Origin of the sequence: Sphingomonas hankookensis, from assembly GCF_028551275.1 — a bacterium.
Taxonomy (GTDB): Bacteria; Pseudomonadota; Alphaproteobacteria; order Sphingomonadales; family Sphingomonadaceae; genus Sphingomonas; species Sphingomonas hankookensis_A.
This window is the reverse complement of the sequence record NZ_CP117025.1, coordinates 2,453,958-2,479,642: the sequence shown is the minus strand read 5'-3', so window position 1 is coordinate 2,479,642 and position 25,685 is coordinate 2,453,958. Positions and strand designations below refer to the sequence as shown.

The 25,685-nt window shown below is 65.6% G+C and carries 24 protein-coding genes and 2 tRNA genes; 17 read left to right on the top strand and 9 right to left on the bottom strand.

Annotated features, from left to right (window positions below):
- Genes PPZ50_RS11615 through PPZ50_RS11600 form a run of 4 tightly spaced genes read right to left on the bottom strand, consistent with a single transcriptional unit; the run spans position 1 to position 3,806 of the window.
- Positions 1-1,203 (bottom strand): dihydroorotase, encoded by a 1,203-nt coding sequence (locus PPZ50_RS11615; protein ID WP_066689829.1) that lies wholly within the window; start codon positions 1,201-1,203, stop codon positions 1-3.
- Complete coding sequence (locus tag PPZ50_RS11610; RefSeq protein WP_066689830.1) at positions 1,200-2,189, bottom strand: aspartate carbamoyltransferase catalytic subunit; 990 nt, start codon at positions 2,187-2,189, stop codon at positions 1,200-1,202. The genes PPZ50_RS11615 and PPZ50_RS11610 overlap by 4 nt, the downstream gene beginning before the upstream one ends.
- A 40-nt stretch (positions 2,190-2,229) precedes the next feature.
- Positions 2,230-2,700 carry a Holliday junction resolvase RuvX gene (ruvX, locus tag PPZ50_RS11605; RefSeq protein ID WP_066689831.1) on the bottom strand — a complete coding sequence of 157 codons (471 nt, stop codon included), beginning with the start codon at positions 2,698-2,700 and terminating at the stop codon, positions 2,230-2,232.
- Entirely contained in the window at positions 2,697-3,806 is a 1,110-nt protein-coding gene (locus PPZ50_RS11600) for a DUF3089 domain-containing protein (RefSeq protein WP_066689888.1), read from the bottom strand. Before PPZ50_RS11600 ends, ruvX begins: the two co-directional genes overlap by 4 nt.
- 107 nt (positions 3,807-3,913) lie before the next feature.
- Here PPZ50_RS11600 and gatC point away from each other — a divergent pair, with 107 nt between their 5' ends.
- Genes gatC through PPZ50_RS11575 form a run of 5 tightly spaced genes read left to right on the top strand, consistent with a single transcriptional unit; the run spans position 3,914 to position 7,955 of the window.
- Positions 3,914-4,201 carry an Asp-tRNA(Asn)/Glu-tRNA(Gln) amidotransferase subunit GatC gene (gene gatC, locus PPZ50_RS11595; RefSeq protein ID WP_066689832.1) on the top strand — a complete coding sequence of 96 codons (288 nt, stop codon included), beginning with the start codon at positions 3,914-3,916 and terminating at the stop codon, positions 4,199-4,201.
- Entirely contained in the window at positions 4,201-5,682 is a 1,482-nt protein-coding gene (gene gatA / locus PPZ50_RS11590) for an Asp-tRNA(Asn)/Glu-tRNA(Gln) amidotransferase subunit GatA (protein WP_066689833.1), read from the top strand. The genes gatC and gatA overlap by 1 nt, the downstream gene beginning before the upstream one ends.
- Positions 5,673-5,849, top strand: a complete 177-nt coding sequence (locus tag PPZ50_RS11585) for a hypothetical protein (RefSeq protein ID WP_164523849.1) — start codon at positions 5,673-5,675, stop codon at positions 5,847-5,849. The genes gatA and PPZ50_RS11585 overlap by 10 nt, the downstream gene beginning before the upstream one ends.
- Position 5,850: 1 nt before the next feature.
- Positions 5,851-7,329 (top strand): Asp-tRNA(Asn)/Glu-tRNA(Gln) amidotransferase subunit GatB, encoded by a 1,479-nt coding sequence (gene gatB / locus PPZ50_RS11580; RefSeq protein ID WP_126013699.1) that lies wholly within the window; start codon positions 5,851-5,853, stop codon positions 7,327-7,329.
- A complete protein-coding gene (locus PPZ50_RS11575) occupies positions 7,326-7,955 on the top strand; it encodes a peptidylprolyl isomerase (RefSeq protein WP_084401498.1) in 630 nt (209 codons plus the stop codon). The genes gatB and PPZ50_RS11575 overlap by 4 nt, the downstream gene beginning before the upstream one ends.
- Before the next feature lie 141 nt (positions 7,956-8,096).
- On the opposite strand, the gene PPZ50_RS11570 is transcribed toward PPZ50_RS11575, so the two are convergent.
- Positions 8,097-8,315, bottom strand: coding sequence for a hypothetical protein (locus tag PPZ50_RS11570; RefSeq protein ID WP_126013701.1), 219 nt, complete (start codon positions 8,313-8,315; stop codon positions 8,097-8,099).
- A gap of 1 nt (position 8,316) precedes the next feature.
- Positions 8,317-8,547, bottom strand: coding sequence for a hypothetical protein (locus tag PPZ50_RS11565; RefSeq protein ID WP_066689836.1), 231 nt, complete (start codon positions 8,545-8,547; stop codon positions 8,317-8,319).
- A gap of 137 nt (positions 8,548-8,684) precedes the next feature.
- Between PPZ50_RS11565 and PPZ50_RS11560 the strand changes: the two genes are divergently transcribed.
- From PPZ50_RS11560 to clpX, 5 genes are all read left to right on the top strand, one after another.
- A tRNA-Leu gene (locus tag PPZ50_RS11560) sits at positions 8,685-8,769 on the top strand.
- Between the two features lie 67 nt (positions 8,770-8,836).
- Positions 8,837-10,453, top strand: a complete 1,617-nt coding sequence (gene tig, locus PPZ50_RS11555) for a trigger factor (protein WP_066689837.1) — start codon at positions 8,837-8,839, stop codon at positions 10,451-10,453.
- A gap of 105 nt (positions 10,454-10,558) precedes the next feature.
- Positions 10,559-11,497, top strand: a complete 939-nt coding sequence (locus PPZ50_RS11550; RefSeq protein ID WP_066689838.1) for a glycosyltransferase family 2 protein — start codon at positions 10,559-10,561, stop codon at positions 11,495-11,497.
- Positions 11,498-11,591: 94 nt separating this feature from the next.
- The gene (locus tag PPZ50_RS11545) at positions 11,592-12,221 is read left to right on the top strand and encodes an ATP-dependent Clp protease proteolytic subunit (RefSeq protein ID WP_055756397.1); all 630 of its coding nucleotides are present in this window, start codon (positions 11,592-11,594) and stop codon (positions 12,219-12,221) included.
- 129 nt (positions 12,222-12,350) lie between these two features.
- Positions 12,351-13,616, top strand: a complete 1,266-nt coding sequence (gene clpX, locus PPZ50_RS11540) for an ATP-dependent Clp protease ATP-binding subunit ClpX (RefSeq protein WP_066689839.1) — start codon at positions 12,351-12,353, stop codon at positions 13,614-13,616.
- Between the two features lie 7 nt (positions 13,617-13,623).
- On the opposite strand, the gene PPZ50_RS11535 is transcribed toward clpX, so the two are convergent.
- A complete protein-coding gene (locus PPZ50_RS11535) occupies positions 13,624-13,773 on the bottom strand; it encodes a hypothetical protein (RefSeq protein ID WP_157092716.1) in 150 nt (49 codons plus the stop codon).
- Between the two features lie 79 nt (positions 13,774-13,852).
- On the opposite strand from PPZ50_RS11535, the gene PPZ50_RS11530 reads away from it, so the two are divergent.
- Both PPZ50_RS11530 and PPZ50_RS11525 read left to right on the top strand, forming a co-directional pair.
- Complete coding sequence (locus PPZ50_RS11530; RefSeq protein WP_066689840.1) at positions 13,853-14,551, top strand: HAD family hydrolase; 699 nt, start codon at positions 13,853-13,855, stop codon at positions 14,549-14,551.
- A 68-nt stretch (positions 14,552-14,619) separates the two neighbouring features.
- On the top strand, positions 14,620-15,786 hold the full coding sequence (locus PPZ50_RS11525; RefSeq protein ID WP_232307936.1) for a calcium:proton antiporter: 1,167 nt from the start codon (positions 14,620-14,622) through the stop codon (positions 15,784-15,786).
- Here the strand turns inward: PPZ50_RS11525 and PPZ50_RS11520 are convergent.
- Positions 15,770-15,982, bottom strand: a complete 213-nt coding sequence (locus tag PPZ50_RS11520; RefSeq protein WP_241215452.1) for a hypothetical protein — start codon at positions 15,980-15,982, stop codon at positions 15,770-15,772. The two genes, PPZ50_RS11525 and PPZ50_RS11520, sit on opposite strands and share 17 nt — an antisense overlap.
- A 26-nt stretch (positions 15,983-16,008) precedes the next feature.
- A complete protein-coding gene (locus PPZ50_RS11515) occupies positions 16,009-17,688 on the bottom strand; it encodes a M1 family metallopeptidase (RefSeq protein ID WP_066689842.1) in 1,680 nt (559 codons plus the stop codon).
- A gap of 94 nt (positions 17,689-17,782) precedes the next feature.
- Here PPZ50_RS11515 and lon point away from each other — a divergent pair, with 94 nt between their 5' ends.
- The 5 genes from lon (at position 17,783) to PPZ50_RS11490 (ending at position 25,669) form a co-directional block, all read left to right on the top strand.
- A complete protein-coding gene (gene lon, locus PPZ50_RS11510; RefSeq protein WP_066689843.1) occupies positions 17,783-20,266 on the top strand; it encodes an endopeptidase La in 2,484 nt (827 codons plus the stop codon).
- Positions 20,267-20,449: 183 nt separating this feature from the next.
- Positions 20,450-20,722: an HU family DNA-binding protein gene (locus tag PPZ50_RS11505; protein WP_055756411.1), complete on the top strand. Its 273-nt coding sequence runs from the start codon at positions 20,450-20,452 to the stop codon at positions 20,720-20,722.
- Positions 20,723-20,773: 51 nt separating this feature from the next.
- Positions 20,774-20,848 (top strand) — tRNA-Val (locus tag PPZ50_RS11500).
- Positions 20,849-21,111: 263 nt separating this feature from the next.
- A complete protein-coding gene (locus PPZ50_RS11495) occupies positions 21,112-22,752 on the top strand; it encodes a hypothetical protein (RefSeq protein ID WP_066689844.1) in 1,641 nt (546 codons plus the stop codon).
- 106 nt (positions 22,753-22,858) lie between these two features.
- Entirely contained in the window at positions 22,859-25,669 is a 2,811-nt protein-coding gene (locus PPZ50_RS11490) for a TonB-dependent receptor domain-containing protein (protein ID WP_066689845.1), read from the top strand.
- Positions 25,670-25,685: the final 16 nt, after the last annotated feature.

The window sequence follows — 25,685 nt, the reverse complement described above, 5'->3', positions numbered from 1 at the left end:
TTACAGGAACGCGCCGCCTTTCATCACGCGTACTGCGCGGCCCTGCACCGGCAGGCCGTCGAACGGCGTGTTCGCGGCCTTGCCTGCCAATGCGTCGGCACGGACCTGCCACGGGGCATCCTGATCGACGACGATCAGGTCCGCCGGCGCACCGATGGCGAGCGTGCCCGAGTCGAGGCCCAGAAGCTTGGCGGGGTTGTACGACAACAGGGCGAACAACCGGTCGAGCCCGATCAGTCCATCGCGCACCAGCCCGAGCCCCAGCGGCAACAGAGTCTCCGCACCGGCCATGCCCGGCTCCGAATCGGCGAAGGGCAGGCGCTTTGCCTCCGGTCCGCGCGGATCATGGCCCGAACACAGCACGTCGATCGTCCCATCGGCCAGCGCGGCGCCCGCCGCCTGCCGGTCGCTCTCGCTGCGCAGGGGCGGGGAGAGGTGGGCGAAGGTGCGGAAATCGCTCATCGCGATGTCGGACAGATAGAGGTGCGCCGGAGTGATGCCGCAGGTAACCCGCACCCCGCGCCGCTTGGCCGCGCGGACCAGGTCGAACCCGGCCGCCGTCGTCACCTGCCGGAAATGCAGCCGCGCGCCGGTCTCCTCGGCCAGCATCACGTCACGCGCGATCGCCAGCGCTTCGGCCATCGCCGGTGCCGCGGGCAGGCCGAGCCGCGTCGCGGTCTCACCCGCGGTGGCGACCGCATCCCCGGCCAGTCCGCCATCCTCGGCATGGGCGATGACGACCAGACCGCAATCGCGGGCATAGGCCAGCACCTTGCGCATGACGCCGCTGTCGCCGATCCAGCGCCGGCCGGTCGCGACCGCGCCCGCGCCCGCTTCGGCATTGATCGCCATTTCGGCAAGGTCCGTCCCGCGCAGCCCCTGCGTCGCGGCGGAGATCGGGTGAATCCACAGGTCGGGCTTGCCCATATAGGCCGCGCGCGCGACGATGCCCGGATCGTCGAGCACCGGCGCCTGATCCGGCATCAACCCGACGCGGACGATGCCGCCGGCGCGAAACGCGGCAGTGTCGATTCCGAATACGCCCAGATCGACGATGGCGGGCGCGATCAGCTTGCCCGACACGTCGATCGTCTCGGCACCGTTCGCATCGGCGACGATGTTCTCGCCGGCGACCAGCAGGTCGCGCGCGGCGATCCCGTCGACCGGACAGACGAGCGTGCCGCCAGTGAACTGCTTGCTCATGCCCAGCCCTCCACGCCACGGCTACGCCGGGTCAGTACGTCGAGACAGGCCATGCGGACCGCCACGCCCATTTCCACCTGCTCGGTGATCGTCGACCGCTCGGAATCGTCGGCGACGTCGCTGTTAATCTCGATCCCCCGGTTCATCGGCCCCGGATGCATCACGATCGCATGCGGTTCGGCGCGTTTCAGCCGCTCGCGGGTCAGGCCGTAGCGCAGATGATATTCGCGGGTCGACGGGATGAAGCCTCCGTTCATCCGCTCATTCTGCAACCGCAGCATCATTACCACGTCGGCACCTTCGAGTGCGGCATCGAAATCGGTGAACGGGGTTACGCCCATCGATTCGATCGCGTGCGGCATCAGCGTGGCTGGCGCCACGACGCGCACCTCGGCAGCCAGCGTCGTCAGCGCCAGGATGTTGGAGCGCGCGACGCGACTGTGGAGGATGTCACCGCAGATCACGACCCGCTTGTGCGCGATTTCGCCCAGCCGGCGCCGGATGGTCAACGCGTCGAGCAGCGCCTGCGTCGGATGTTCGTGCCAGCCGTCACCGGCGTTCAGCACCGGGCAGTCGACTTTGTCGGCGATCAACTGCACGGCGCCGGACGAACTGTGACGGATGACGATGACGTCCGCGCGCATCGCGTTCAGCGTGACGGCGGTGTCGATCAGCGTCTCGCCCTTCTTCACGCTCGACTGGCCGGCATGCATGTTGACCACGTCCGCGCCCAGCCGCTTACCCGCGATCTCGAAAGACAAAAGGGTGCGGGTGCTGTTTTCGAAGAAGGCGTTGATCTGCGTCACGCCCTTCAGTCGCTGGTCGCCGGGTGCCCGGCTGCGATTGGCGTCGATCCATTGCTCCGCCTCGTCGAGCAGGAACAGGATTTCATGGGGCTGCAATCCCTCGATCCCGGTCAGGTGCCGATGCGGGAAAACGGCGCCGCCATCAATCATGGCGGCGGGGCGGTGGTCTGAAATAGGCATCGAGGCGACCGGTTAGGCCGCGCCGCGCGCCCTTGCAAGCTCAGGCTAGCGGGACATTCACCAGAGCGTCGATCGCGCCTTGCAGGATGTAGGCGGCGGCGAGCTTGTCTACCCGCTCCGCGCGTTTTGCGCGGCTGAGGTCCTCGGCGATCATCTGCCGCTCGACCGCGACCGTCGACCAGCGTTCGTCCCACAGAAAGATCGGCAGATTCAAATCGTCGAGGTTGCGGGCGAAGGCGCGGACCGACTGTGTACGCGGCGAATCGCTGCCGTCCATGTTGAGCGGCAGGCCGATGACGATGCCGCGCACCGATTGCTGGCGGATCAGCGTGGCCAGTTGTGCCTTGTCGGCGGTGAATTTGGTTCGGTTCACCAAAATAGCCGGGCTGGCGAAGCTCCACCCGGCATCGCACAGCGCGGTGCCGATCGTTTTCGTGCCGACATCCAGCCCGATCAGCCGACCGCCTTCGGGCAGCGCGTCGCGAAAGACGGCGCGGTCTTCGGTAATCATTTTACCCTCCACGCCGCGAGCCGGCGCAACGCGTCGGCGCGGACATTCGCCCAGAACAGGCTGTAGTCGTAGACGTGCCAGTTGTTACCCGGCAGCACATAGGGGCCGAGGTCGGGCGGGTTGTCACCGATCGACAGGAATCCGCGCGGCCCGCAGGCTGCGGGCACCAGCCCCGGCGTCATCGTCGCGTTCTGCAGCGACTTATCCGGGATCAGCGTGCCGAGATTGGCGCTGGCCGGCGCCTGCGCATCGGCGGTGCCGGTCAGCGGATTGGTACAGACCATCGGCGTTTTCGCTCGCGGGCGGCCGTCGAACCCGGTCGATGCGTCATATTGTTCAAGGATCAGCGACGGATCGGCCGGTTCGGCGAAGCTCTGCCACGACAGCAGGCACCGGGCCTGATCGGCGGTCGTGCATTCGGGAAGGCCGAGCGCGACGATATCCGTCACCTTCGATACCGGCCAGCCAACGACATAGGCCGCGACGATCCGTCGGGCGAGCAGCGTGCCGGCGACCTTTTCTCGCAGCAGCCGGGTCAGGTGCAGCCCGCCCTGGCTATGGCCGGCGAGGATGATCGGCCGCTTCGGATCGATTTCCTCGACGAACCGGTCGAACGCCGATTCGATGTCGTGATAGGCGAGGTCGAGTGCCTGTTCCGCCGCATCTTCGCTGGTCAGGAACGCGCCGAAGGTCGCCTGGCGATAGCGCGGCGCCCAGACGCGTCCGGCGGCGGTGAAGGCGCTGGCCTGCCCGCGCAGGAAGATGCGCGCGCGGTCGTTGGTCTCGGCGTCGTCCAGCACCGCATTCCAGCGGTCGGTGCCGACGAACGATGTCGGGTGGATGAAGAAAATCTCGGCCCGGCCCGGCGGCGTCGGCTGCACCCCCGGCGGCAACCAGTCGACCGGCGTATTGGTCAGCCCTGGCCGTGCGAACCACATCGTCTTGTCGGCATAGAGTCGCGACGGAATGGTCGGTTCGGTCCGGAACGCAACGCTCGGCACCAGCGCGCGGCGCAGCAGGTCGTTGCCGAACATGCGATAGGCTACGGCGCCGGCGATGACGAGGACGATCAGCGTCGCCACAATGTACAGAAATTTGCGCGCCAATCCGAACTCCACCGTCAGTCGGCGCACCGATGCGGGATGGCGCGGCCGGGTGCAACTGCTTTGCGGGTGCTTGTGGGGGGCGTGCCGGGATGCTAGCCGCCCTTCCCATGTCCGTCGAACCTGCAACCGTCAAACGCGTGGCCGGCCTTGCCCGTATCGCGATCACCGATGCCGAAGCCGAAAAGCTCGCACCTGAACTCGGCAACATTCTCGGCTGGATCGAGCAACTGGGCGAGGTCGATACCCAGGGCGTCGAGCCGATGACCGCGGTCATCCCCAACCATCTGCGCCTGCGCGACGATGTCGTGACCGATGGCGACGTCCGCGACAAGGTACTCGCCAATGCGCCGCAGGGCGAGCATGGCTTTTTCACCGTTCCGAAAGTGATCGAATAGTGTCGAACCTGACCGACCTTGGCGTCGCCGCGATCCGCGACGGCGTGCGCAGCGGCGATTTTTCCGCCCGCGATGTCGCCGACGCGTTCATCGACGCGGTCGCCGCTGCGAAGCCGCTCAACGCCTTTCTCGTCGAAACCCCCGACCATGCCCGTGCCGCCGCGAAGGTGGCCGACGATGCCCGCGCCGCTGGCGAGACGCTCAAGCCGCTGGCCGGCGTGCCGATCGGCATGAAGGACTTGTTCTGCACGCAGGGCGTCGAGACGACGGCGGCAAGTGGTATCTTAAAAGGCTTCGTGCCTCAGTATGAATCGACGGTTTCCGGTAACTTGTGGAATGCCGGGGCGGGGATGCTGGGCAAGCTGAACCTCGACCAGTTCGCGATGGGATCGTCCAACGAAACCAGCGCGTTCGGCAACGTCATCTCGCCGTGGCGGCGTCCGGGCGACACCGCGCCGATGGCGCCGGGCGGATCGTCGGGCGGGTCATCCGCGGCGATCGCGGCGCGGCTGTGCCCGGCGGCGACCGGCACCGATACCGGCGGTTCGATCCGCCAGCCCGCCGCGTTCGTCGGCATCACGGGCATCAAGCCGACCTATGGCCGCTGCTCGCGCTATGGCGTCGTCGCGTTCGCCTCCTCGCTCGATCAGGCCGGGCCGATGGCGCGCGACGTCCGCGACTGTGCGATCATGCTGGAGGCGATGGCCGGGTTCGATCCGAAGGACTCGACCTCGCTCGACCTGCCCGTGCCGGCGTGGGAAGCGGGGCTGAACGCCGACCTGCGCGGCAAGCGGGTCGGCATCCCCAAGGAATATCGCGTCGATGGCATGCCGGCGGAGATCGAGGCGCTGTGGCAGCAGGGCATCGAATGGCTGAAGGATGCGGGGGCGGAGATCGTCGAGGTCTCGCTGCCGCACACCAAATATGCGCTGCCGGCCTATTACATCATCGCGCCGGCCGAAGCGTCGTCGAACCTTGCCCGCTATGACGGTGTGCGGTTCGGTCAACGCGTGCTGCCTGATGGCGCCGGCCTGCAGGACATGTACGCCGCCACCCGCGCCGCCGGTTTCGGCGACGAGGTGAAGCGCCGGATCATGATCGGCACCTATGTGCTCTCGGCTGGCTTCTACGACGCCTACTACACGCAGGCGCAGAAGGTGCGGACGCTGATCGCGCGCGATTTCGAACAGGCGTGGGAACAGTGCGACGTGCTACTGACCCCGACCGCGCCATCGGCGGCGTTCGCGCTGGGGGAAAAGAGCGCCGATCCGATCGCGATGTATCTGAACGACGTCTTCACCGTGCCGTCGTCGCTGGCAGGCCTGCCGGCGATGAGCGTGCCGGGCGGCGTCGACAAGGACGGACTGCCGCTGGGGTTGCAGATCATCGGCAAGCCACTGGACGAACAGGGCGTGCTGAACGCAGGCCTTGCGATCGAGCAGCGCGCCGGCTTCGTCGCCCGTGCGGACAAATGGTGGTAGTTGTCGAACTGCTGATCGAGGCGATCGGAGCGGTGGTGGAAACTGCCATCGATCTGATCCCCGATGGGAAGTCGAAGACGAAGCACACGATCTCCGACGGGCCGACACCGGTCCCGAGGAGCGAAATGGAACAGCGGCCGCCGACCGGCCCGTATGAAGAGCGATGACATGAGCGATTACCGCATCCGTGGTGCCACCGGCGACTGGGAGGTCGTGATCGGCCTCGAAGTCCATGCGCAGGTCACGTCGAACGCGAAGCTGTTCTCCGGCGCGGCGACCGCCTTCGGTGCCGAGCCGAATACGCAGGTAAGCCTTGTCGACGCGGCGATGCCCGGCATGCTGCCGACCCCGAACCGCGAATGCATCCGGCAGGCGGTGCGGACCGGCATGGCGATCGATGCGGTCATCAACAAATGGTCGCGCTTCGACCGCAAGAATTATTTCTACGCCGATCTGCCGCAGGGCTATCAGATCAGCCAGCTCTATCATCCGTTGGTCGGCGAAGGCGTGGTCGAGATCGTGCTGGACGAGAAAGACCCGAATAGCGTGCCCAAGGCGATCGGCGTCGAGCGCATCCATGTCGAGCAGGATGCCGGCAAGCTGATGCACGACCAGCATCCGACGCGGTCCTATGTCGACCTGAACCGATCGGGCGTGGCGCTGATGGAGATCGTCAGCCGGCCGGACATGCGTTCGCCTGCCGAAGCAGGCGCTTATTTGTCGAAGCTGCGCACGATTCTCCGCTATGTCGGGTCGTGCGACGGCAATATGGACCAGGGGTCGATGCGCGCCGACGTCAACGTGTCGGTCCGCCGTCCGGGCGAGGAATTCGGCACGCGGACCGAGACGAAGAACGTCAACTCGGTACGCTTCGTCATGGCCGCGATCGAATATGAAGCGAACCGGCAGGTGGCGGTGTTGGAGGATGGCGGCCGCATCGTGCAGGAAACGCGCCTGTTCGATCCCGACAAGGGCGTGACCCGGTCGATGCGGTCGAAGGAAGACGCGCACGACTATCGCTACTTCCCCGATCCCGATCTGCTGCCGCTCGAACTGGACGATGCGTTTCTCGAGGAATGTCGTGCGTCGCTCCCCGAGCTGCCCGATGCCAAGCGCAAGCGCTATGAGAGCGAGCTCGGCCTGTCGGCGTATAATGCCGCGGTGCTGACCGCCGAGGTCGAAACGGCGCGCTGGTTCGAGGCGCTGCTGGCCGAAGGCGGTTCGGACGTGCCGGCAAAGTCGGCCGCCAACTGGTTGATTTCTGACCTGTATGGCGCGCTCAATCGGCTGGGCAAGGGCATCGGCGACAGCCCGGTGTCGCCGGCGCAGGGCGCGGAACTGCTCAAGCTGGTGGCCGACGGTACGCTGTCGGGTACGCTGTCGAAGCAGGTGTTCGAGATCATGCTCGAAACCGGGCAGGGGGCGAATGCGATCGTCGAGGAACGCGGGCTCAAGCAGACCAGCGACACCGGCGCGATCGAGGCGGTGATCGCCGCGGTCATGGAAAAGAACGCCGACAAGGTCGCCGACTATCGCGGCGGCAAGGACAAGCTGTTCGGCTTCTTCGTCGGGCAGACGATGAAGGCGATGGGCGGGAAGGCCAATCCCGGCGTCGTCAACGACCTGCTGAAGAAGGCGCTGGGATGATGCAGACGACGAGGCGCGCGCTGCTGGTGGTGCTGGCTTGGGCCGGGCCGGCGTTGGCACAGACGCCGGCGCCGCAACCGGGCGCCGAACCGCCGCTGCCGCGCGTCGCGATCGTTACCACCGCCGGCACCCTGACCGTCGAGGTCGAGGTGAAGCGCGCGCCGATCACGGCGGCCAATTTCCTGCGCTATGTCGACCAGAAGCGGCTCGATGGCGTCAGCTTCTATCGCATCGTGAAGGTCGGACCGGAGTTCGGCTTCGTCCAGTTCGGGCCGCATACCGATGCGAAGAAGTATCTGCCGCCGATCAAGCATGAGCCGACGACGCTGACCGGGCTGTCGCATACCGACGGCACGCTGTCGGTCGCCCGTCTAGGGCTGGGAACGGCGCGCGGCGAATTCACCATTTCGGTCGGGGATCAGCGCCGCGCGTTGGATGCCGCGCCGGGCGTGCCGGCGGACGGGCAGGGCTATGCCGCCTTTGCCCGGGTCGTCGACGGGCGCGACGTGCTCGTGAAGATCCTCGATACTCCGGTAGATCCGACCAAGGCGAGCAACGGTGCGTTCAAGGGCGAAATGCCCGCTGCGCCGGTGAAGGTCATCACCGCGCGGCGGGTGCTGAAGTAGGCCTGTCTTCTTGTACGCGTCATCCCGGCCCTGAGCCGGGGTCCCGCTTCGTTCGCCGTTTGCAGTAGAAGCGGGACCCGGGAGCAAGTCCGGGGTTACGATTGCGCTGGAACGATCGACCCTTGTCGATCAGTACGGGCGTTACTGTCCGTCGCCCTCCTGATTGCGGACGACCCCGCCCGACCCGCCGGCCGTATCGGGCGACACGGTGGGTTCGGTCGGCGAGGTCGCCCCGCTGTCGGTTCCGCCGCGTTCGACATCGCCATTGACGGCATCGACCGCCTTTTCGATATCGCTGCGACGATCGGTATCGTCCTGCGGGGCGCTGTCGGGGTGAATGCTGCGATCGCGGTCGCTCATGTCAGTTTCCTCCCATGACCGGCTGGCCGGGAACGGGCGTCACGCCCGGATCGCCGCCGGGCAGCGGGCTGGGCACGTCGATATCGGGACCGGGTACGTCGATTTCCGGCGGCGGGGCGGTCGGTTGGCCGGGTTCGGTCTGCGGCGCCGGCTGTTCGGGCGGCGGGGTGGTCGGCGCTACGCCCGGTTCGGGGGCGGGCGTTTCGGCGGGGATCGGCGGTTCGACGGGCATGGAAAGTCTCTCCTTCTCGCACTCCAACGTCCGCCGCGCGGACGGGTTGCGGTGCTCATACAACTCTGCGAAGCGTGGCGACTTGCCCCGACGCGCATGGCTGCTATAGACGCGCCCGTGCCGGCGGCGTCCGCTCGGCGGGCGTGGCGGAACTGGTAGACGCGCTGGATTTAGGTTCCAGTATCGAAAGATGTGGGGGTTCGACTCCCTTCGCCCGCACCAGTGACGCCGCCAGCGCCTGTCGAAGCTGGAGCCGCTCCATTCGATTCTTTTGACGAAAGCCGTGAGAATGCAGACTGTCGAGACGTTGAACGAGGGCCTCAAGCGCGCCTACACGCTGACCATCACCGCTGCCGATATCGACGCGAAGGTCGATGCCGAAGTGAAGCGCGTCGCGCCGACCGTGAAGATGCCCGGCTTCCGCCCCGGCAAGGTGCCCGCGAACCTGATCCGTAAGATGCACGGCGAAGCGCTGTCGCAGGACGCGCTGAACAGCTCGATCCAGGACGGTATCCAGACGCTGATCGCCGAGCAGAAGCTGCGCCCCGCCACCGCGCCGCAGGTCTCGCTGGAAGGCGACTATGCACCGGGCAAGGATGCGGCCGTAACCGTGTCGCTCGAAGTGCTGCCCGACGTGCCGGCCCCGGCGATCGATGAGATCAAGCTGGAGCGCCTGACCGTTCCCGCTGACGAAGCCGTGGTCGACCAGCAGCTCGAGCAGCTCGCCAGCAACAACAAGCGCCACAACGACGCCGAGGAAGGCCATGAAGCCGCCACTGGCGATCTGGTCGTGATGGATTTCGTCGGCAAGGTTGACGGCGTGGCGTTCGACGGTGGCACCGGCGAAGGCATGGCGATCGAAATCGGTTCGGGTCGTCTGATCCCCGGCTTCGAAGACCAGCTGATCGGCGTGAAGAAGGGCGACGAGAAGACGATCAACGTCACCTTCCCCGACGATTATCAGGCCGAAAACCTGAAGGGCAAGGCGGCGACCTTCGACCTGAAGATCACCGACGTGAAGGTGCCCGCAGAAGGTGGCCCGGACGACGAGTTCGCCAAGTCGCTGGGCCTCGAAAGCCTCGAACAGCTGCGCGGGCTCATCAAGGGGCAGGTCGAGCAGGAACTGAACGGCCTGACCCGCACCCACATGAAGCGCAAGCTGCTCGACCAGCTGGCCGCCGGCCACGACTTCGACGTTCCGCCGTCGATGGTCGAAGCCGAGTTCGACCAGATCTGGGCCCAGCTGCAGCACGAAGCCGGCCACGAAGCCGATCCGGAAGCGGCCCGTGCCGAGCTGGAAGCCGAGCGTGACGATTATCGCCAGATCGCGGTGCGCCGCGTTCGCCTCGGCCTGCTCCTGTCCGAAATCGGCCAGAAGAACGGCATTGAGGTCAGCCAGCAGGAAATGCAGCGCCTGATCATGCAGGCCGCGCAGCAGTACGGCCCGGAAGATCGCCAGCGCTTCATCCAGTATGTGCAGCAGGAGCCGATGGCCGCCGCGCAGCTGCGTGCCCCGCTGTACGAGGACAAAGTCGTCGACTTCCTGTTCGGCAAGGCTGAGATCACCGACCGCGAAGTGACGCGCGAGGAACTGGAAGCCGCGATCGAGAGCGAGGAAGGCGCGGTGCCGCATGTGCACGGCCCGGACTGCAACCACGATCACGATCATGACCATGCGAAGCCGGTGAAGAAGGCTGCCAAGGCCAAGCCGGCCGCCGAAGCATCGGCGGAAGGCGAAGCTGCCACCGACGCGGAAGCGCCGAAGAAGAAGGCTCCGGCGAAGAAGGCTCCGGCCAAGAAGGCGGAAGCCGCTCCGGCCGAAGCCGCCGAGGGCGAGGCCGCTCCGGCCCCGGCCAAGAAGCCACGCGCCAAGAAGAAGGTCGAAACCGAAGCCAGCGAAGACTGATCGGTCGATCCTGATGCGAAAGGGCCGTCCACTCCCACGAGGAGCGGGCGGCCTTTGCATGTCGGGCGCTTGCTTTCGGCGGCGTCCGGTGTTGTACGCAGGGCCATGTCCACGACCGTTGCCGTCCTGCTGCCCTGCTACAACGAAGAAGCCGCGATCGGCGCGACGGTCGCGGGGTTTCGCGCGGCGCTGCCAGATGCGACCATCTATGTGTATGACAACAACTCTTCGGACCGCACGATCGAGGTCGCCCGTGCCGCCGGGGCGGTCGTGCGCAGCGAGCGTATCCAAGGCAAGGGCGCGGTCGTGCGGCGGATGTTCGCCGATGTCGATGCCGATATCTATGTCATGGCCGATGGCGATGCGACCTATGACGCGGCCGCCGCGCCGGAACTGGTCGCTAGACTGCTCGACGAGCAGCTCGACATGGTGGTCGGGCAGCGGGTGAGTGAGGCTGCGCTGGCGTACCGGCGGGGCCATCGTTTCGGCAATGCGATGCTGACCGGGATGCTGGCGCGGTTGTTCGGGCGCAGCTTCACCGACATCCTGTCGGGATATCGCGTCTTCTCGCGGCGATTCGTGAAGAGCTTTCCGTCGCTGTCGGCCGGCTTCGAGATCGAGACCGAGATCAGCGTCCACGCGCTCGAACTGCGGATGCCGGTGGCGGAGGTGACGACCCGCTATTTCGCCCGGCCGGAAGGGTCCGCGTCGAAGCTGTCGACCTATGGCGACGGGTTCCGCATCGCGCGGACCATCGCGACCCTGTACCGGATCGAGCGGCCCTTGTGGTTCTTCGGCGCGATTGGCCTGTTGCTGGCGCTGATCGCGGTCGTGCTCGCGGTGCCGATCGTCATTACCTATCTGCATACCGGTTTAGTGCCGCGATTCCCGACGGCGATTCTCGCGACCGGGCTGGTCATCCTTGCCTCACTGTGCCTCTTTTCCGGCCTGATTCTCGACACGGTTGTGCGGGGGCGGCGGGAGGTGCGGCGGCTGGCCTATCTGGCGCATCCGGCACCGGGCAGCGGGTGGATCGCACGCTAACCATCATTCCGGGGGCGTAGCGATGCGCTGGCCCCTTGCGCGCTCAGTCGGGAGCGCCGATGTAGGGCGTCGAAACCTACTCAGCGGGAACCCAATGCTAGATATTCACGACGGCCTCGTCCCCATCGTCATCGAACAGTCGAGCCGCGGGGAGCGCAGCTTCGACATTTACTCGCGCCTGCTGCGTGAACGGATCGTGTTCGTGACCGGCGGCGTCGAGGACCACATGGCTTCGCTCATCACCGCCCAGCTGCTGTTCCTCGAATCGGAAAATCCGAAGAAGGACATCTGGATGTACATCAACTCGCCGGGCGGGGTGGTGACGGCCGGCATGGCGATCCACGATACGATGCAGTATATCCGCCCGCGCGTCGGCACGGTCTGCATCGGGCAGGCAGCGTCGATGGGCAGCTTCCTGCTAGCCGCCGGTGAGCCCGGGATGCGCGTGGCGCTGACCAACGCCCGCATCATGATCCACCAGCCTTCGGGCGGGGCGCAGGGCATGGCGTCGGACATCCAGATCCAGGCGAAGGAAATCCAGCGCATCAAGGACCGGATGAACGCGCTGTATGTGAAGTACACCGGCAAGCCGCTGGAAGAGATCGAGCGTGCGATGGACCGCGACACCTTCCTCGAAGCGGAGGAAGCCAAGGCGTTCGGTCTGGTCGACCAAGTGTTCGACAAGCGTCCGGGCGCGCCGGAAGAGGCGACCCCGGCCGCATAAGCGGTTGCCCCGCCCGACGGCCTATCCGGCGGCTCGGGCGGGTAAACTTTTAATGCATTGCCGGATACAAGCCTGTGTGTATCCTGACGGGCGGAAAGACGCGTCACAGCGGCGCGGGAGATGATTTGAATGACGAAGCTCAGCGGCGGCGACTCCAAGAGCACCCTGTACTGCTCGTTCTGCGGCAAGTCGCAGCACGAGGTGCGCAAGCTGATCGCGGGTCCGACCGTGTTCATCTGCGACGAATGCGTCGAACTGTGCAACGACATCATCCGCGAGGAAACGAAGTCGGCACTGGTCGCCAAGAAGGATGGCGGGGTCCCGACGCCGCAGGAAATCTGCAACGTGCTCGACGATTACGTCATCGGGCAGAAGCAGGCGAAGCGCGTGCTGTCGGTCGCGGTGCACAACCACTATAAGCGGTTGAACCACGGTCAGAAGGGCGCCGACGTCGAACTGGCGAAGTCGAACATCCTGCTCGTCGGGCCGACCGGTTGCGGCAAGACGCTGCTCGCACAGACGCTGGCGCGCATCCTCGACGTGCCGTTCACCATGGCCGATGCAACGACGCTGACCGAAGCGGGCTATGTCGGTGAGGATGTCGAGAACATCATCCTGAAGTTGCTCCAGGCATCCGACTATAATGTCGAGCGGGCGCAGCGCGGAATCGTCTATATCGACGAGATCGACAAGATCAGCCGCAAGGCCGAGAATCCGTCGATCACGCGCGACGTGTCGGGCGAGGGCGTGCAGCAGGCGCTGCTCAAGTTGATGGAAGGTACCACCGCGTCGGTGCCGCCGCAGGGTGGGCGCAAGCATCCGCAGCAGGAATTCCTTCAGGTCGACACGACGAACATCCTGTTCATCTGCGGTGGCGCGTTCGCGGGTCTTGAAAAGATCATCGCCGATCGTCTGCAGGGCAAGTCGATCGGCTTCGGTGCCTATGTCGCGGCGCCGGAGGAACGCCGTACCGGTGAGGTGCTGCGTCAGACCGAGCCCGAAGATCTGCTGAAGTTCGGCCTGATCCCTGAATTCGTCGGCCGCTTGCCGGTGATCGCGACGCTCGAAGACCTCGATGTCGCGGCGCTCATCAAAATCCTGACGGAGCCGAAGAACGCACTGGTCAAACAGTATCAGAAGCTGTTCGACATGGAGGGCGTGAAGCTCGGCTTCAACGAGGAAGCGCTGGTGTCGGTGTCCAAGCGGGCGATCGAACGCAAGACCGGCGCGCGCGGGCTTCGTTCCATCCTCGAAGGCATATTGCTGGACACGATGTTCGACCTGCCGTCGATGGACGGGGTGGACGAGGTCGTCGTCGACAAGGACGTGATCGAGGGCCGGAAGGAACCGGTTCGTGTCTATGCCGAAAAGAAGAAGGCGGGCGACGCCGCGTAAGCTGCGATCAGCCGGTTTGTAGGGCGGGCGTCGGGAAACCGGCGCCCGTTTTGCGTTCTGGTTCGCCAGCCAGCCAGCCGGCCATCGTCATTCCGGCGTCGGCCGGAATCCATTGTGTCGGGCGTTTACGATCTGCTTGCGACGTCGCCGCGTCCATGGATTCCGGCCTACGCCGGAATGACGATGGGGAGGTGCTATGACTTTCCTCGCCACCCTCCGCCCGCTATCCAGCGTCCATGCCGATCGATCTTATCTGCCTCGATGCCGACGACACGCTCTGGCACAATATGCGCCATTTCGAGGAGGCGCATCACGCCTTCACCGCAATGCTTCGCCCGTTCGCGGCCGCCGATGTCGCGCTCGAAACGCTCGACGCCTGCGAGGCGCGCAACCTAAAACTCTATGGCTATGGTGCCAAGGGATTCACGCTATCGATGATCGAAACGGCCCTCGAACTGGGCGGGGATCGTTTGCCGAGCGGCGTGATCGCCAACATACTGGCCGCCGGACGCCGGTTGCTGGCGCATCCTGTCGAGTTACTGCACGGGATCGAGGCGACGCTGGATGCGCTGTCGCAGCGCGGACGACTGGTGTTGGTCACTAAGGGCGACCTGCTGCACCAGGAAGCGAAGCTCGCCGCATCGGGCCTTGGCGACCGCTTTGCCGGGATCGAGATCGTCAGCGACAAGACGACCGAGACGTTTACGCGGCTGTTCGACCGCTATGGCGCGACACCCGAGGCAGCGGTCATGGCAGGCGATTCGATGCGCTCCGACGTTCTGCCCGCCCTGTCGGCCGGGGCATGGGCCGCGTATGTTCCGCAGCCGCTGGCCTGGGCGCACGAGGCGGGTGAGCCGCCGATCGACCATCCCCGCTTTCGCCAGTTGCCCGATCTGGCGGCGCTGCCCGACTGGATCGACTCGATCGGCCGCTAAATGCCTGCGCCCGATGGAAACATCGCGCGCCCGAAGCATTGGCTTTGCGTAACGATCAGGGAGCGATGATGTCGGCGGCACGAGACCATGAAGCGGCGATGGCGGCGGAATTCGAGGAAACGCTGGTCAGTCCGGCGACCAAACGTGCGCTGCTCGACCGTACCGCGCTGCCATGGTGGTCGACGGTCATTCCGGTGCTGGGGCTGGTTGCGATCCTGCTGAACCTGGCGAAAGTGGGCGGGATCGGTGCCGGTCTTGCGGCAGCGATCATGATCGGTTGCGTGATCGCTGCCGTCCATCACGCCGAGGTGGTCGCCCACAAGGTCGGCGAACCGTTCGGAACGCTGGTGCTGGCGGTCGCGGTGACGGTGATCGAGGTTTCGCTGATCGTATCTTTGATGTTGTCCGGCTCGGGGGACGTTGCGACGCTGGCGCGCGATACGGTGTTCGCCGCGATCATGATCATCCTGAACTTCATCGTCGGAATCTGCCTGCTGGTCGGCGGTATTCGTCACCACGAGCAGCGGTTCGTGCTGCGCGGGGTCAGCGCCGCGCTGTCGGTGCTGGCGGCGATGGCGGTGATGTCGCTCGTCCTGCCCAATTATACGTCGAGCGTGCCTGGGCCGACACTGTCGCCGTCGCAGCTTACCTTCGTCGCGATCATCTCGGTCATTCTCTATGCCACGTTCGTGATGGTGCAGACGGTGCGGCACCGCGACTATTTCCTGCCGGCGACCGATGGTTCGCTGCCCAAGGACGCCCACGCCGAGCCGCCGAGCGCCGGAACCGCCTGGATCGCGTTCGGCGCGTTGCTGATCGCGCTGGTGGGGGTGGTGCTGCTGGCGAAGGATTTGTCGCCGACGATCGAAGCGGCGGTGCTGGGGGCGGGGTTGCCGCTGGCGGTCGTCGGCATTCTGATCGCGGCGCTGGTGCTCGCGCCCGAGAGCCTGGCGGCGGTGAAGGCCGCGCGTAAGGACCGGCTTCAGACCAGTCTCAACCTCGCCATGGGATCGGCTCTGGCGACCATCGGGCTGACCATCCCCAGCGTCGCGATCGTGTCGCTGGTGATGGGCTGGCCGTTGTCGCTGGGCATCGATGCCAAGTCGATGGTGCTGTTCGCGCTATCGTTGCTGGTGTCGACGCTGACGCTCGGGAACGGGCGGACGACGGTGCTGTCCGGCATCGTCCACCTGACAATTTTCGCCGCCTATCTGTTCATCACGATCGTTCCGTGATCGCCCGCTGCCGGGCGGCGAGGGCCAGCCCGGCAGCGATCTGTGCGACGCCATAGGCCCGGCGCAGGGTGGGGCGACCGATAAAGGGGCGCACCAGCCACTGCGCACCGCCGGCGCGTTCCTGCCACAGCGCGATATGGCGACTGGGCTGCAACAGGCCGAGCAGCCCGTCGCCGATCATGAAGGTCGCGGCCATTTCGGCAGCGCGTCTGGATAGCTGGGTCATGGGGTGGCAACGCGCGGCGCCTGCATCCGTTCGATCGCCGGGGAACGCCGCAACAACCAAGCCATAGGGTCGATCACGACATGGGCGTCCTGCGGCACCGCGATAGCGCCCGAGCCGCCGGTCATCGGCAGGGTGTGGCGGACGCCATCGACTTCGACCTCGACCGGCAGCGGGAAGGGGCCGTCGCCCGGCACCTGCCAGCGCAGCATCAGCGCGGTCTCGCTGCGCTGCTCGATCAGATCGGGCAGGGCGGCCTGTCGCAGATAGACGTCGAAGAACCAGCCGAAATCCTTCCCCGTTTCCTCCGCCACCGCCGTTTCAAATTCGCGCGTCGTGGCAAAACGGGGCGTGAAATTGCCCGGTTTCGGATCGGGGCGGCCATAGACCAGCCGACGCGTCGCCGCGAAGAAAGCGCGGTCGCCGATCAGGTGGCGCAGGCTGTGCAGCATCCACGCGCCCTTGAAATAGACGTCGGTGCCGGGGCCGGTCTCGCCGTTGACCTCACGCGTGGTCCGTGAACTGCCCGATACGATCGGCGCGCGATTGGCGACGCGTTGCCGCTGGATCAGCAGCATCGACAAATAGCGCGCGTCGCCTTCCCGCCATTTGCCGTAGAGCGGCTGCATGTAGGACGCGAATGCCTCGTGCAGCCAGAAATCGTCCCAGTCGGCGGCGGTCATCTGGTTGCCGAACCATTCGTGGCTGAATTCGTGCTGGAACAGCCAGTCGAAGCCTTCGGGCGCCGGTTTGTAGCCGTTGCCGTATGCGTTGATCGTCTGATGCTCCATGCCGAGATAGGGCGTTTCGACCACGCCGACCTTCTCGTCGCCGAACGGGTAGGGGCCGATGGTCGATTCGAAGAAGTCGAGCGTCGGGGCGAACTCGGCGAACAGCTGCTTCGCCTGCTCGTCCTTCCCTTCCAAATGCCAGAAATGCAGCGGGATGACGTTGCCGAAGCGGCTGCGATACTCGCCCTTGATCTCGCGATACGGGCCGACGCTGATCGCCAGCGCATAGGGATTGGTCGAACCGGCATGCCAGTGCCAGGTGGTCCGGCCATCGGGCAGCCGGTCGATCCCGCGGAGCACGCCATTGGCCGGGGCGGACAGACCGGCCGGGACGGTCAGGTGCAGGTCAACGGCGGCGGGTTCACCGGCGGGAAAGTCGAGGCATGGCCACCACAGGTCGCAGCCGGTATCCTGCGCGGTGGTGCCGAACCAGGGCTTGCCCTTCCATTCGCTCCAGACGAAGCCGTCATCCCATGGCGCGCGCTTCGCAACCCGCGGACTACCGGCATAGCTGATCTCGATCGTGGTGCGTTGTCCGGCGACAAGCGGGGTGTCGATCACCACCTGTCCGCCCGCTTGGCGCCAGCGGGCGCGATCGAGCGGGCGGCCGTCGACGCGAATCGACCGGACGGTCAGCACATCGTCGAGGTCGATCGGAATGCGAGGCACCGCGGCATTGGCGGCGAGGGTCAGCGTCGCCCGTGCCGACAACATCCGCCGCGCCGGCAACGCCTCGATCGCCAGATCGGCATGCGCCAGCCGCAGTGCGGCGCGATCGGCGGCGATGGGGCCGCCCGATCGCAAGGTCATCGGATGGACCGGCGGCACCGTTTCGGTCGGCGCCACCTGCAACGCGGCGGCCAGCGCCAGCGCAAGCGATACCGTCATGGGTCAGTGTGCCTGCGAACGGAGATTGATGGCGCGGCAATTGCCACCATATAAGGTCGTGGGTCCGGCGCTTCGGCCGGGTCGTGGAGTGTCCATGTCCGAGATTACCAATTCCGTTTCGTCCGAGCCGCTGAAGCTGCCGGTATTGCCGCTGCGTGATATTGTCGTGTTTCCGCACATGATCGTGCCCCTGTTCGTCGGGCGCGACAAGTCGGTCGCGGCGCTTGAGGCCGCGATGGCGGGATCGAAGGAAATCTTCCTCGTGGCGCAGCTCGATCCCGGTGATGACGATCCGGCGCGCGAGGACCTGTATGATGTCGGCGTGTCTGCCGAAGTCATGCAGATGCTGAAACTGCCCGACGGCACGGTTCGTGTGTTGGTGTCGGGCAAGGCGCGCGCGACCCTGACCGAGCTCGAATCGGTCGACAATTATCTGGTCGCGACAGTCACGCCGGCCGAAGCGGACGACACGACGCTGGAAGATGCAGATGAGGGCATGGAGGAGCGCGTCGCCGAATCGGTTGCTCAGCCGAGTGCCGAGCTGAAGGCGCTGATGCGGTCGGTGGTCGACCAGTTCGAGAATTACGCCAAGCTCAACAAGAAGCTGCCGGCGGAAACCGCGGTGCAGCTGTCCGAGCTGGACGATCCCTCGCGCCTTGCCGATGCGATTGCCGGTAACATCGCGGTCAAGGTCGCCGACAAGCAGGCACTGCTGGTCGAATCCGATCCGCACAAGCGGCTGGAGATGGTGTTCGCCTTCATGGAGGGCGAACTGGGCGTGTTGCAGGTCGAGAAGAAAATCCGCAGCCGCGTGAAGCGCCAGATGGAGAAGACGCAGCGCGAATATTATCTGAACGAGCAGTTGAAGGCGATCCAGCGCGAACTCGGCAACGAGGGCGAGGATGGCGACGGCGACGAGATCGCCGAGCTGACGCAGAAGATCGCGACGCTGAAGCTCAGCAAGGAAGCGCGGACCAAGGCGACGTCGGAGCTGAAGAAGCTCAAGACGATGGCGCCGATGAGTGCCGAGGCGACCGTCGTGCGCAACTATCTCGACGTCCTGCTGGGCCTGCCCTGGGGCAAGAAGTCGAAGCTGAAGAAGGATATCGCGGTCGCGCAGGACGTGCTCGACCACGACCATTACGCGCTGGAAAAGGTCAAGGACCGCATCGTCGAATATCTGGCGGTGCAGGCCCGGACCAACAAGCTGAAGGGGCCGATACTGTGCCTCATCGGCCCGCCGGGGGTCGGCAAGACCAGCTTGGGCAAGTCGATCGCGAAGGCGACGGGGCGGGAGTTCATCCGCCAGTCTTTGGGCGGCGTGCGCGACGAAGCGGAGATTCGGGGCCATCGCCGCACCTATATCGGGTCGCTGCCGGGCAAGATCGTCACCAACCTGAAAAAGGCCGGCGCGTCGAACCCGCTGTTCCTGCTCGATGAGATCGACAAGCTGGGTCAGGATTTCCGCGGCGATCCGGCATCGGCGCTGCTCGAGGTGCTCGACCCCGAACAGAATGCGAAGTTCAACGATCATTATCTGGAGATCGACATCGATCTGTCGGACGTGATGTTCGTGTGCACCGCGAACACGCTGAACCTGCCGCAGCCGCTGCTCGACCGGATGGAGATCATCCGGCTGGAAGGCTATACCGAGGACGAGAAGGTCGAGATCGCCGAGCGGCACCTGGTCGCCAAGCAGGTCGATGCGCATGGGTTGAAACCGGGCGAGTTCGAACTGACGCAGGACGGCCTGCGCGATCTGATCCGTTTCTACACCCGCGAAGCCGGTGTCCGCACGCTGGAGCGCGAGATTGCGAAACTCGCCCGCAAGGCGCTGCGCCGCATTCTCGAAGGCAAGGCGACGTCGGTCACGGTCACCCCGGACAACCTGTCCGAGTTCGCCGGCGTCCGCAAATATCGCTTCGGCGTGGGCGAGGAAGAGCATCAGATCGGTGCGGTCACCGGTCTCGCCTGGACCGAGGTCGGTGGCGAACTGCTGACCATCGAAAGCGTCACGGTGCCGGGCAAGGGGTCGGTCAAGACGACCGGCAAGCTAGGCGACGTGATGAAGGAATCGGTCGAGGCGGCGTGGAGCTACGTCAAGGCGCGCTCGCCTGGCTATGGCATCAAGCCCAGCCTGTTCCACCGCAAGGATGTCCATATCCACCTGCCCGAGGGCGCGGTGCCGAAGGACGGCCCGTCGGCCGGCATCGGGCTGGTCACGTCGATCGTGTCCACGCTGACCGGCGTGCCGGTGCGGCGGGAGGTGGCGATGACCGGCGAGGTGACGTTGCGCGGTCGGGTACTGCCGATCGGCGGTCTCAAGGAAAAGCTGCTCGCGGCGCTGCGCGGCGGGATCACCACGGTGCTGATCCCGGTCGAGAACGAAAAGGATCTGGCGGAAATCCCGGCCAACATCCGTTCGGGGCTGGAGATCATTCCGGTCGCGCATGTCGACGAGGTGCTGCGCCTGGCGCTGACCGAGCCGCTGACCGCGATCGACTGGACCGAGGCAGACGATCTGGCGGCACAACCGCCGGTCCCGGTACCGGGCATCGGCGAGTCGCGCCCACATTGATGAGGATGGGGGTGGCCAATGGCCGCCCCCGTCCGATCCTGATGTACGTTTGGCGGACGATGGCGTGCAAAGCACCGGATTGCACTAATGCGTCCAATTTGCTTTGACAGCCCGCGTTCGAGCGGCCTTATTGCCGCTTTCGAGTTTTCCATATTGTTATTAGGCTGAAGGGGGTTCCACGGGATGAACAAGCAGGAGCTGATCGGGCAGGTCGCCGACCATTCGGGGCTTACCCGCGGCGATGCGATGAAGGCGGTCGAAGCGGTGTTCGACGTCATCTCGGCGGCGCTCAAAAAGGGTGACGAGGTTCGTCTCGTCGGATTCGGCACGTTTTCGGTGTCGAAGCGCAAGGCGTCGACCGGCCGCAACCCGCGGACCGGCGAACCGATGACGATCAAGGCGTCGTCGCAGCCGAAGTTCAAGGCCGGCAAGGGCCTGAAGGATTCGGTGAATTAAGTTCTGGACACGGTGGCCGGACCCATTTAGGGAGCCGTCCTCCGGGTTTCCGGGCGCGTAGCTCAGCGGTAGAGCACACCCTTCACACGGGTGGGGTCACAGGTTCAATCCCTGTCGCGCCCACCAGATCAACGGCCGTCCGGCACTGCGACCTCTGAACAGAGGCGTTGTGCGGGGCGGCCGTTTCTGATTCCGGGCAACATGGTTCGATCTGGAACGCTGTCACAAAACCGAAACCGTAACGTCTCCGAAACTTCATCCAAATCGCACGGTCCCGTCATCCAGCGCGCCTAACGGGCGGGTGTGGATCGGCCGACGGGGGAACCTTGGTCGATCGCCGGGTCAATGCGCCCGCATAACGACAACCAGGTTTCGGGAGTTCTTCGGTGATGGCCAGCAGCAAGCGCATCGGCTTTATTCTCATGGCGTCGACGGCCTGCGCCGCGCTCGCGGGGTGCAGCGGCGCCGATGGCGTCGCCTCGCCGGGTGCGGGCAGCATCAACGTGACCGTCCCCGCGCCGGCCCCGACGCCGACCCCGACGCCCTCGGCCACCCCGAGCGCGATCACCGCGGCGCAGTTCGCGGCCTCGACCACCGTCAACGGCGTCTCGATCACGCCGGAAGAACAGCTCGCCATCGTCAATGCCGGCACCAACAACAATGTGAACGGCGTCGGTTCGACGATGAACGGCGTCTATCCGGTCGGCAGCGCCTCGCTGGCCACCGCGACCGATCCGTCGACGATCAACAGCTTCTTCACCAGCACCAACTATGTCGGCGCGCTGAACGGTCCGACCGATACCGCGTTCCAGGGCTGGACCTGCAACTCGACCTCGGCCGAATTCGGCGGTTCGGGCGCGCGCTGCACCGCGGTCCCGTCGATCGGCACCTATGCCGCGGCGACCTCGGTCTGCCCGACCGGCACGCTGGATGACGGCACCAACAGCTCGTCGAGCCCGACGATCCGCTATTGCCGCCTGCCGCAGAACATCACCACCGACCTGTCGCTGCCCAAGATCGCCGGCGTCGTCTATCGCCTGCGCGGCCAGACCGAAGTCGGCACCGACCTCGGCACCACGGGCGGCACCGGCGCCACACTGACGATCGCCGCCGGCGTCGTCATCGCCGCCGACTCGACCGAAGCAACCAACGACCTGCTGCTGGTCAACCGCGGTTCGAAGATTTCGGCGATCGGCACGCGCGACGCGCCGATCATCTTCACCTCGCAGCAGAACACCGTCAGCAACGGCGTATCGGACGCGACTCAGGGTCAGTGGGGCGGCATCATCCTGCTCGGCCGTGCGCCGACCGCCGTCTGCGCGACCGGCACCGGCCCGAACAACGCCGCCGGTTCGTCGACCACCTGCCAGCAGGCGATCGAAGGCGTGACGGGACGCTTCTATGGCGGTCCGAACGTCGCCGACAGCTCCGGCCAGATGTCGTACGTCCAGATCCGCTATTCGGGTATCGCGATCAGCGACGGCAACGAACTGCAGGGCCTGACGCTGGGCGGCACCGGGACCGGCACCGTTCTGGACCATATCCAGAGCCACAATTCGGCCGATGACGGCATCGAAATCTTCGGTGGCACGACCAATCTGAAGTACATCGCGATCACCGGTGCTGACGATGACGGCTTCGACATCGACAATGGCTATCGCGGGTTCATGCAGTTCATGATCGCCGCGCAGCGCACGCTGGGCGCGACCGCCGACTCCTTCTCGACCGAGATCGACTCTAATAACGCCGAGGACCTGCTGCCGCGGACCTTCTCGACCTATGCCAACTTCACCTTCATCCAGACGGCGCTGGCGCCGGCCGCGATCCGTCAGCGCGGCGGGTCGGACATGCGCTATGTCAACGGCATCGTGAAGTCGGTGTCGAGCGTCCCGTGCCTCAACCTGGTGGCGGGCACCAGCGATCGCTCGACGATCCGCGCGGCGAACACTGGTCCGACCGACAATGGCGGCCCGCAGGAATTCGGCCCGCCGGTGTTCAGCTCGATCTACTTCGCCTGCAACGGGCGCTGATCCGCGACACCATCGCGCCCAAGCGATGACACGCCGATGCCGGGGCGGGCCGATACGCCCGTCCCGGCATTCGCTCTTTACGACTTGAACAGGTGGATCCCCGGTCATGCAGCACCGCCGCGCCTATGCAACGCTCCTTCTCCTGACATCGCAACTGGTCGCGCCGGCCGTACTGGCGCAGACCGCGCCGGCACCGACCGCGGCCACTCCGCCGGTCGTGCAGACCGGCACCCAGCCGGACCCGGTCGCCACGCCGCAGGACGGCACGACCACGACCGACACCCCGGCCGAAGTCTCCTCGCCGGGCTTCGACGAATCGACGGCGGAGGAAATCGTCGTCGTCGGCCGCAACATCCCGAACGTGGTGCGTGCCACGCCGCAGATCGTGTCGGTGCTGTCGGAAGCCGACATCGCGCGCACCGGTGACGGCGACATCGCCGGCGCGCTGACCCGTGTCACCGGCCTGTCGGTTGTCGGCGGCGGCTTCGTCTATGTCCGAGGTCTCGGCGATCGCTATTCGTCGTCGCTGCTCAACGGATCGCCGCTGCCCAGCCCTGAGCCGCTGCGCCGTTCGGTCCCGCTCGACATCTTCCCGACCTCGATCGTCGGATCGGCGCTGGTGCAAAAGACCTATTCGGTCAACTTCCCCGGTGAATTCGGCGGCGGCGTCATCAACCTGACGTCGAAGGCGATCCCGAAGAAGAACTTCCTGTCAATCGGCGGGTCGATAGCTGCGGACACGGTGACGACCAGCGAGCTCGGCTATGTCTATGCCGGCGGCAAGTCCGACTGGATCGGCTATGACGATGGGACGCGCGGCGTTCCCGCCTTCATCCGCAACGCCGACCAGGGATCGGGCATCTTCACCGCCGATCAGGTGGCGCAGCTGAACAACGCACGCACGACGCTGTTGCAGGTCAACAACCAGCTGCCGGCCAACCTGTCGGGTGAGATCGCCGGCGGTTCGGTGTTCGATATCGGCAGCGACCGGCTGGGCGTCATCGCGTCGCTCGGCCTGTCCAACACCTTCCGCACCCGCGACGCGATCCAGCAGGACAGCGTCAGCGAGGACGGCACGGTCCGCAACGATTTCCGCACCGTGCTGACCGACAACCGGATTGTGGCCAATGCGCTGGTCGGGCTGGGCTACGAGTTCAACGACAATACGATCCGCTGGACCAACGTCTATATCCACGACACGCTGAAGCAGGGCCGTCTGGCCGGGTCGGAAGCGTACAACAATTTCAGCGGCCTGCGCCTGCAACAGAACACCAACTGGTTCGAACGCCAGCTGATCGAGACGCAACTGGTCGGCGAATTCAAGCTGACCGATGCGCTGAAGTTCGACGCGCGCGGCGCCTTCGCCAATTCGAAGCGCAACGCGCCCTATGAGCGGCAGTTCGACTATCTCTGCTCGAACCGTACGACCAACGGCTATCCGATTACGACTGACGGTGCGCCCTTCTCGCGCGGGTTCAATTGCAACGGCGCCTATCAGGTGACGCAGCGCTTCTCGCCCTTTGCCAGCGTCGTGTTCAGCGAGCTGGACGAGAATCTGTACACCGGTCAGGCCGACCTGTCGTACAAGCTGGCGACCGATCGACCGATCACGCTGTCGACCGGCTATTTCTATTCGAACACCGACCGCAATTCGCGCCGGTTGCAGTTCAACTACCAGACCAGCGATGGCGCAGGCACGGCGCCGGGTTTCCCCAACAACCTGCTGCGTCCGGACTATCTGCTGTCGCCCGACTCGCTGTTCAACGCCTGTCCGCAGCGCGGGACCGGGGCCTGCACGATCCAGCTGCAGTTCAATACGCAGAACGGCGCCTATGCCTATGATGCCGGCCTCGAAATCCATGCCGGCTATGTCCAGGCCGAGGCCGAGGTTAGCGACGGCCTGCGCGCGGTCGCCGGCGTGCGTTACGAAACGGCGCGCGAGGAAGTGACGCCGATCGGCAATCCGTCGACCATCCTGAAGAACGGCTATTGGCTGCCGGCGGGCACGCTGACGTGGAATTTCGCGTCGGACATGCAGGCGCGGTTGAGCGGCGCGAAGACGATCTCGCGCCCGCAATTCCGCGAGCTTGCCCCCCAGCAGTTCCGCGATCCCGACTCGGACCGCCTGTTCTTCGGTAACCCGAACCTGCGCGATTCCGAATTGTGGAATCTCGAAGCGCGCTACGAATGGTTCTTCGGCCGCGACCAGCGCTTCACCGCCGCCGGTTTCTACAAGCGGATCGATCGCCCGATCGAACAGGCCGGCTTCTATCCCAGCCCCGACGCGACGCTGCAAACCGGCTTTACCTATCTGCCCAAGGCGACGTTGTGGGGCGGCGAGGTCGAGGCGCAGAAATATGTTCCGCTCGAAAGCCTCGGCAATTTCTTCGCGACGCGGCGCCTGCTGCTGCTGGCGAACTATACCTATACCCAGTCGCAGATCACGGCGGATGGCAGCTGCGTGCCCAATCCGGCGGCGGCATTGGGTTCGCCCGGCATCGGTGGCTGTGCGGCGGGCTTCGGTCGTGCCAATCTGCTGTTCCGCGACGGCGCGCCGCTGACCGGCCAGTCGGACCATCTGGTCAACGTGCAGGTCGGGCTGGAGGATACCGCCAACCTGTCGCAGCTGACCTTGCTATTCAACTATGCCAGCGACCGTGTGACGAACCGTGGTCCGTCGAACCTGTCGGGGCAGGGGTTCCAGCCCGATATCGTCGAGCGTCCGGGCATCCGCCTCGACCTCGTCGCGCGGCAGGGGTTCGAAGTGGCCGGCGCCAATCTGGAGGTGAAGGCGGAGGCCCGCAACCTGACCGGCCAGCGTTATTCGGAAAGCCAGAATTTCGGCGGCAACCCGGTCTATATCAACCGCTACGACCTCGGCCGGATGTTCTCGCTGGGCATCACCGCCCAGTTCTGATCCGGCGTAACGCGGC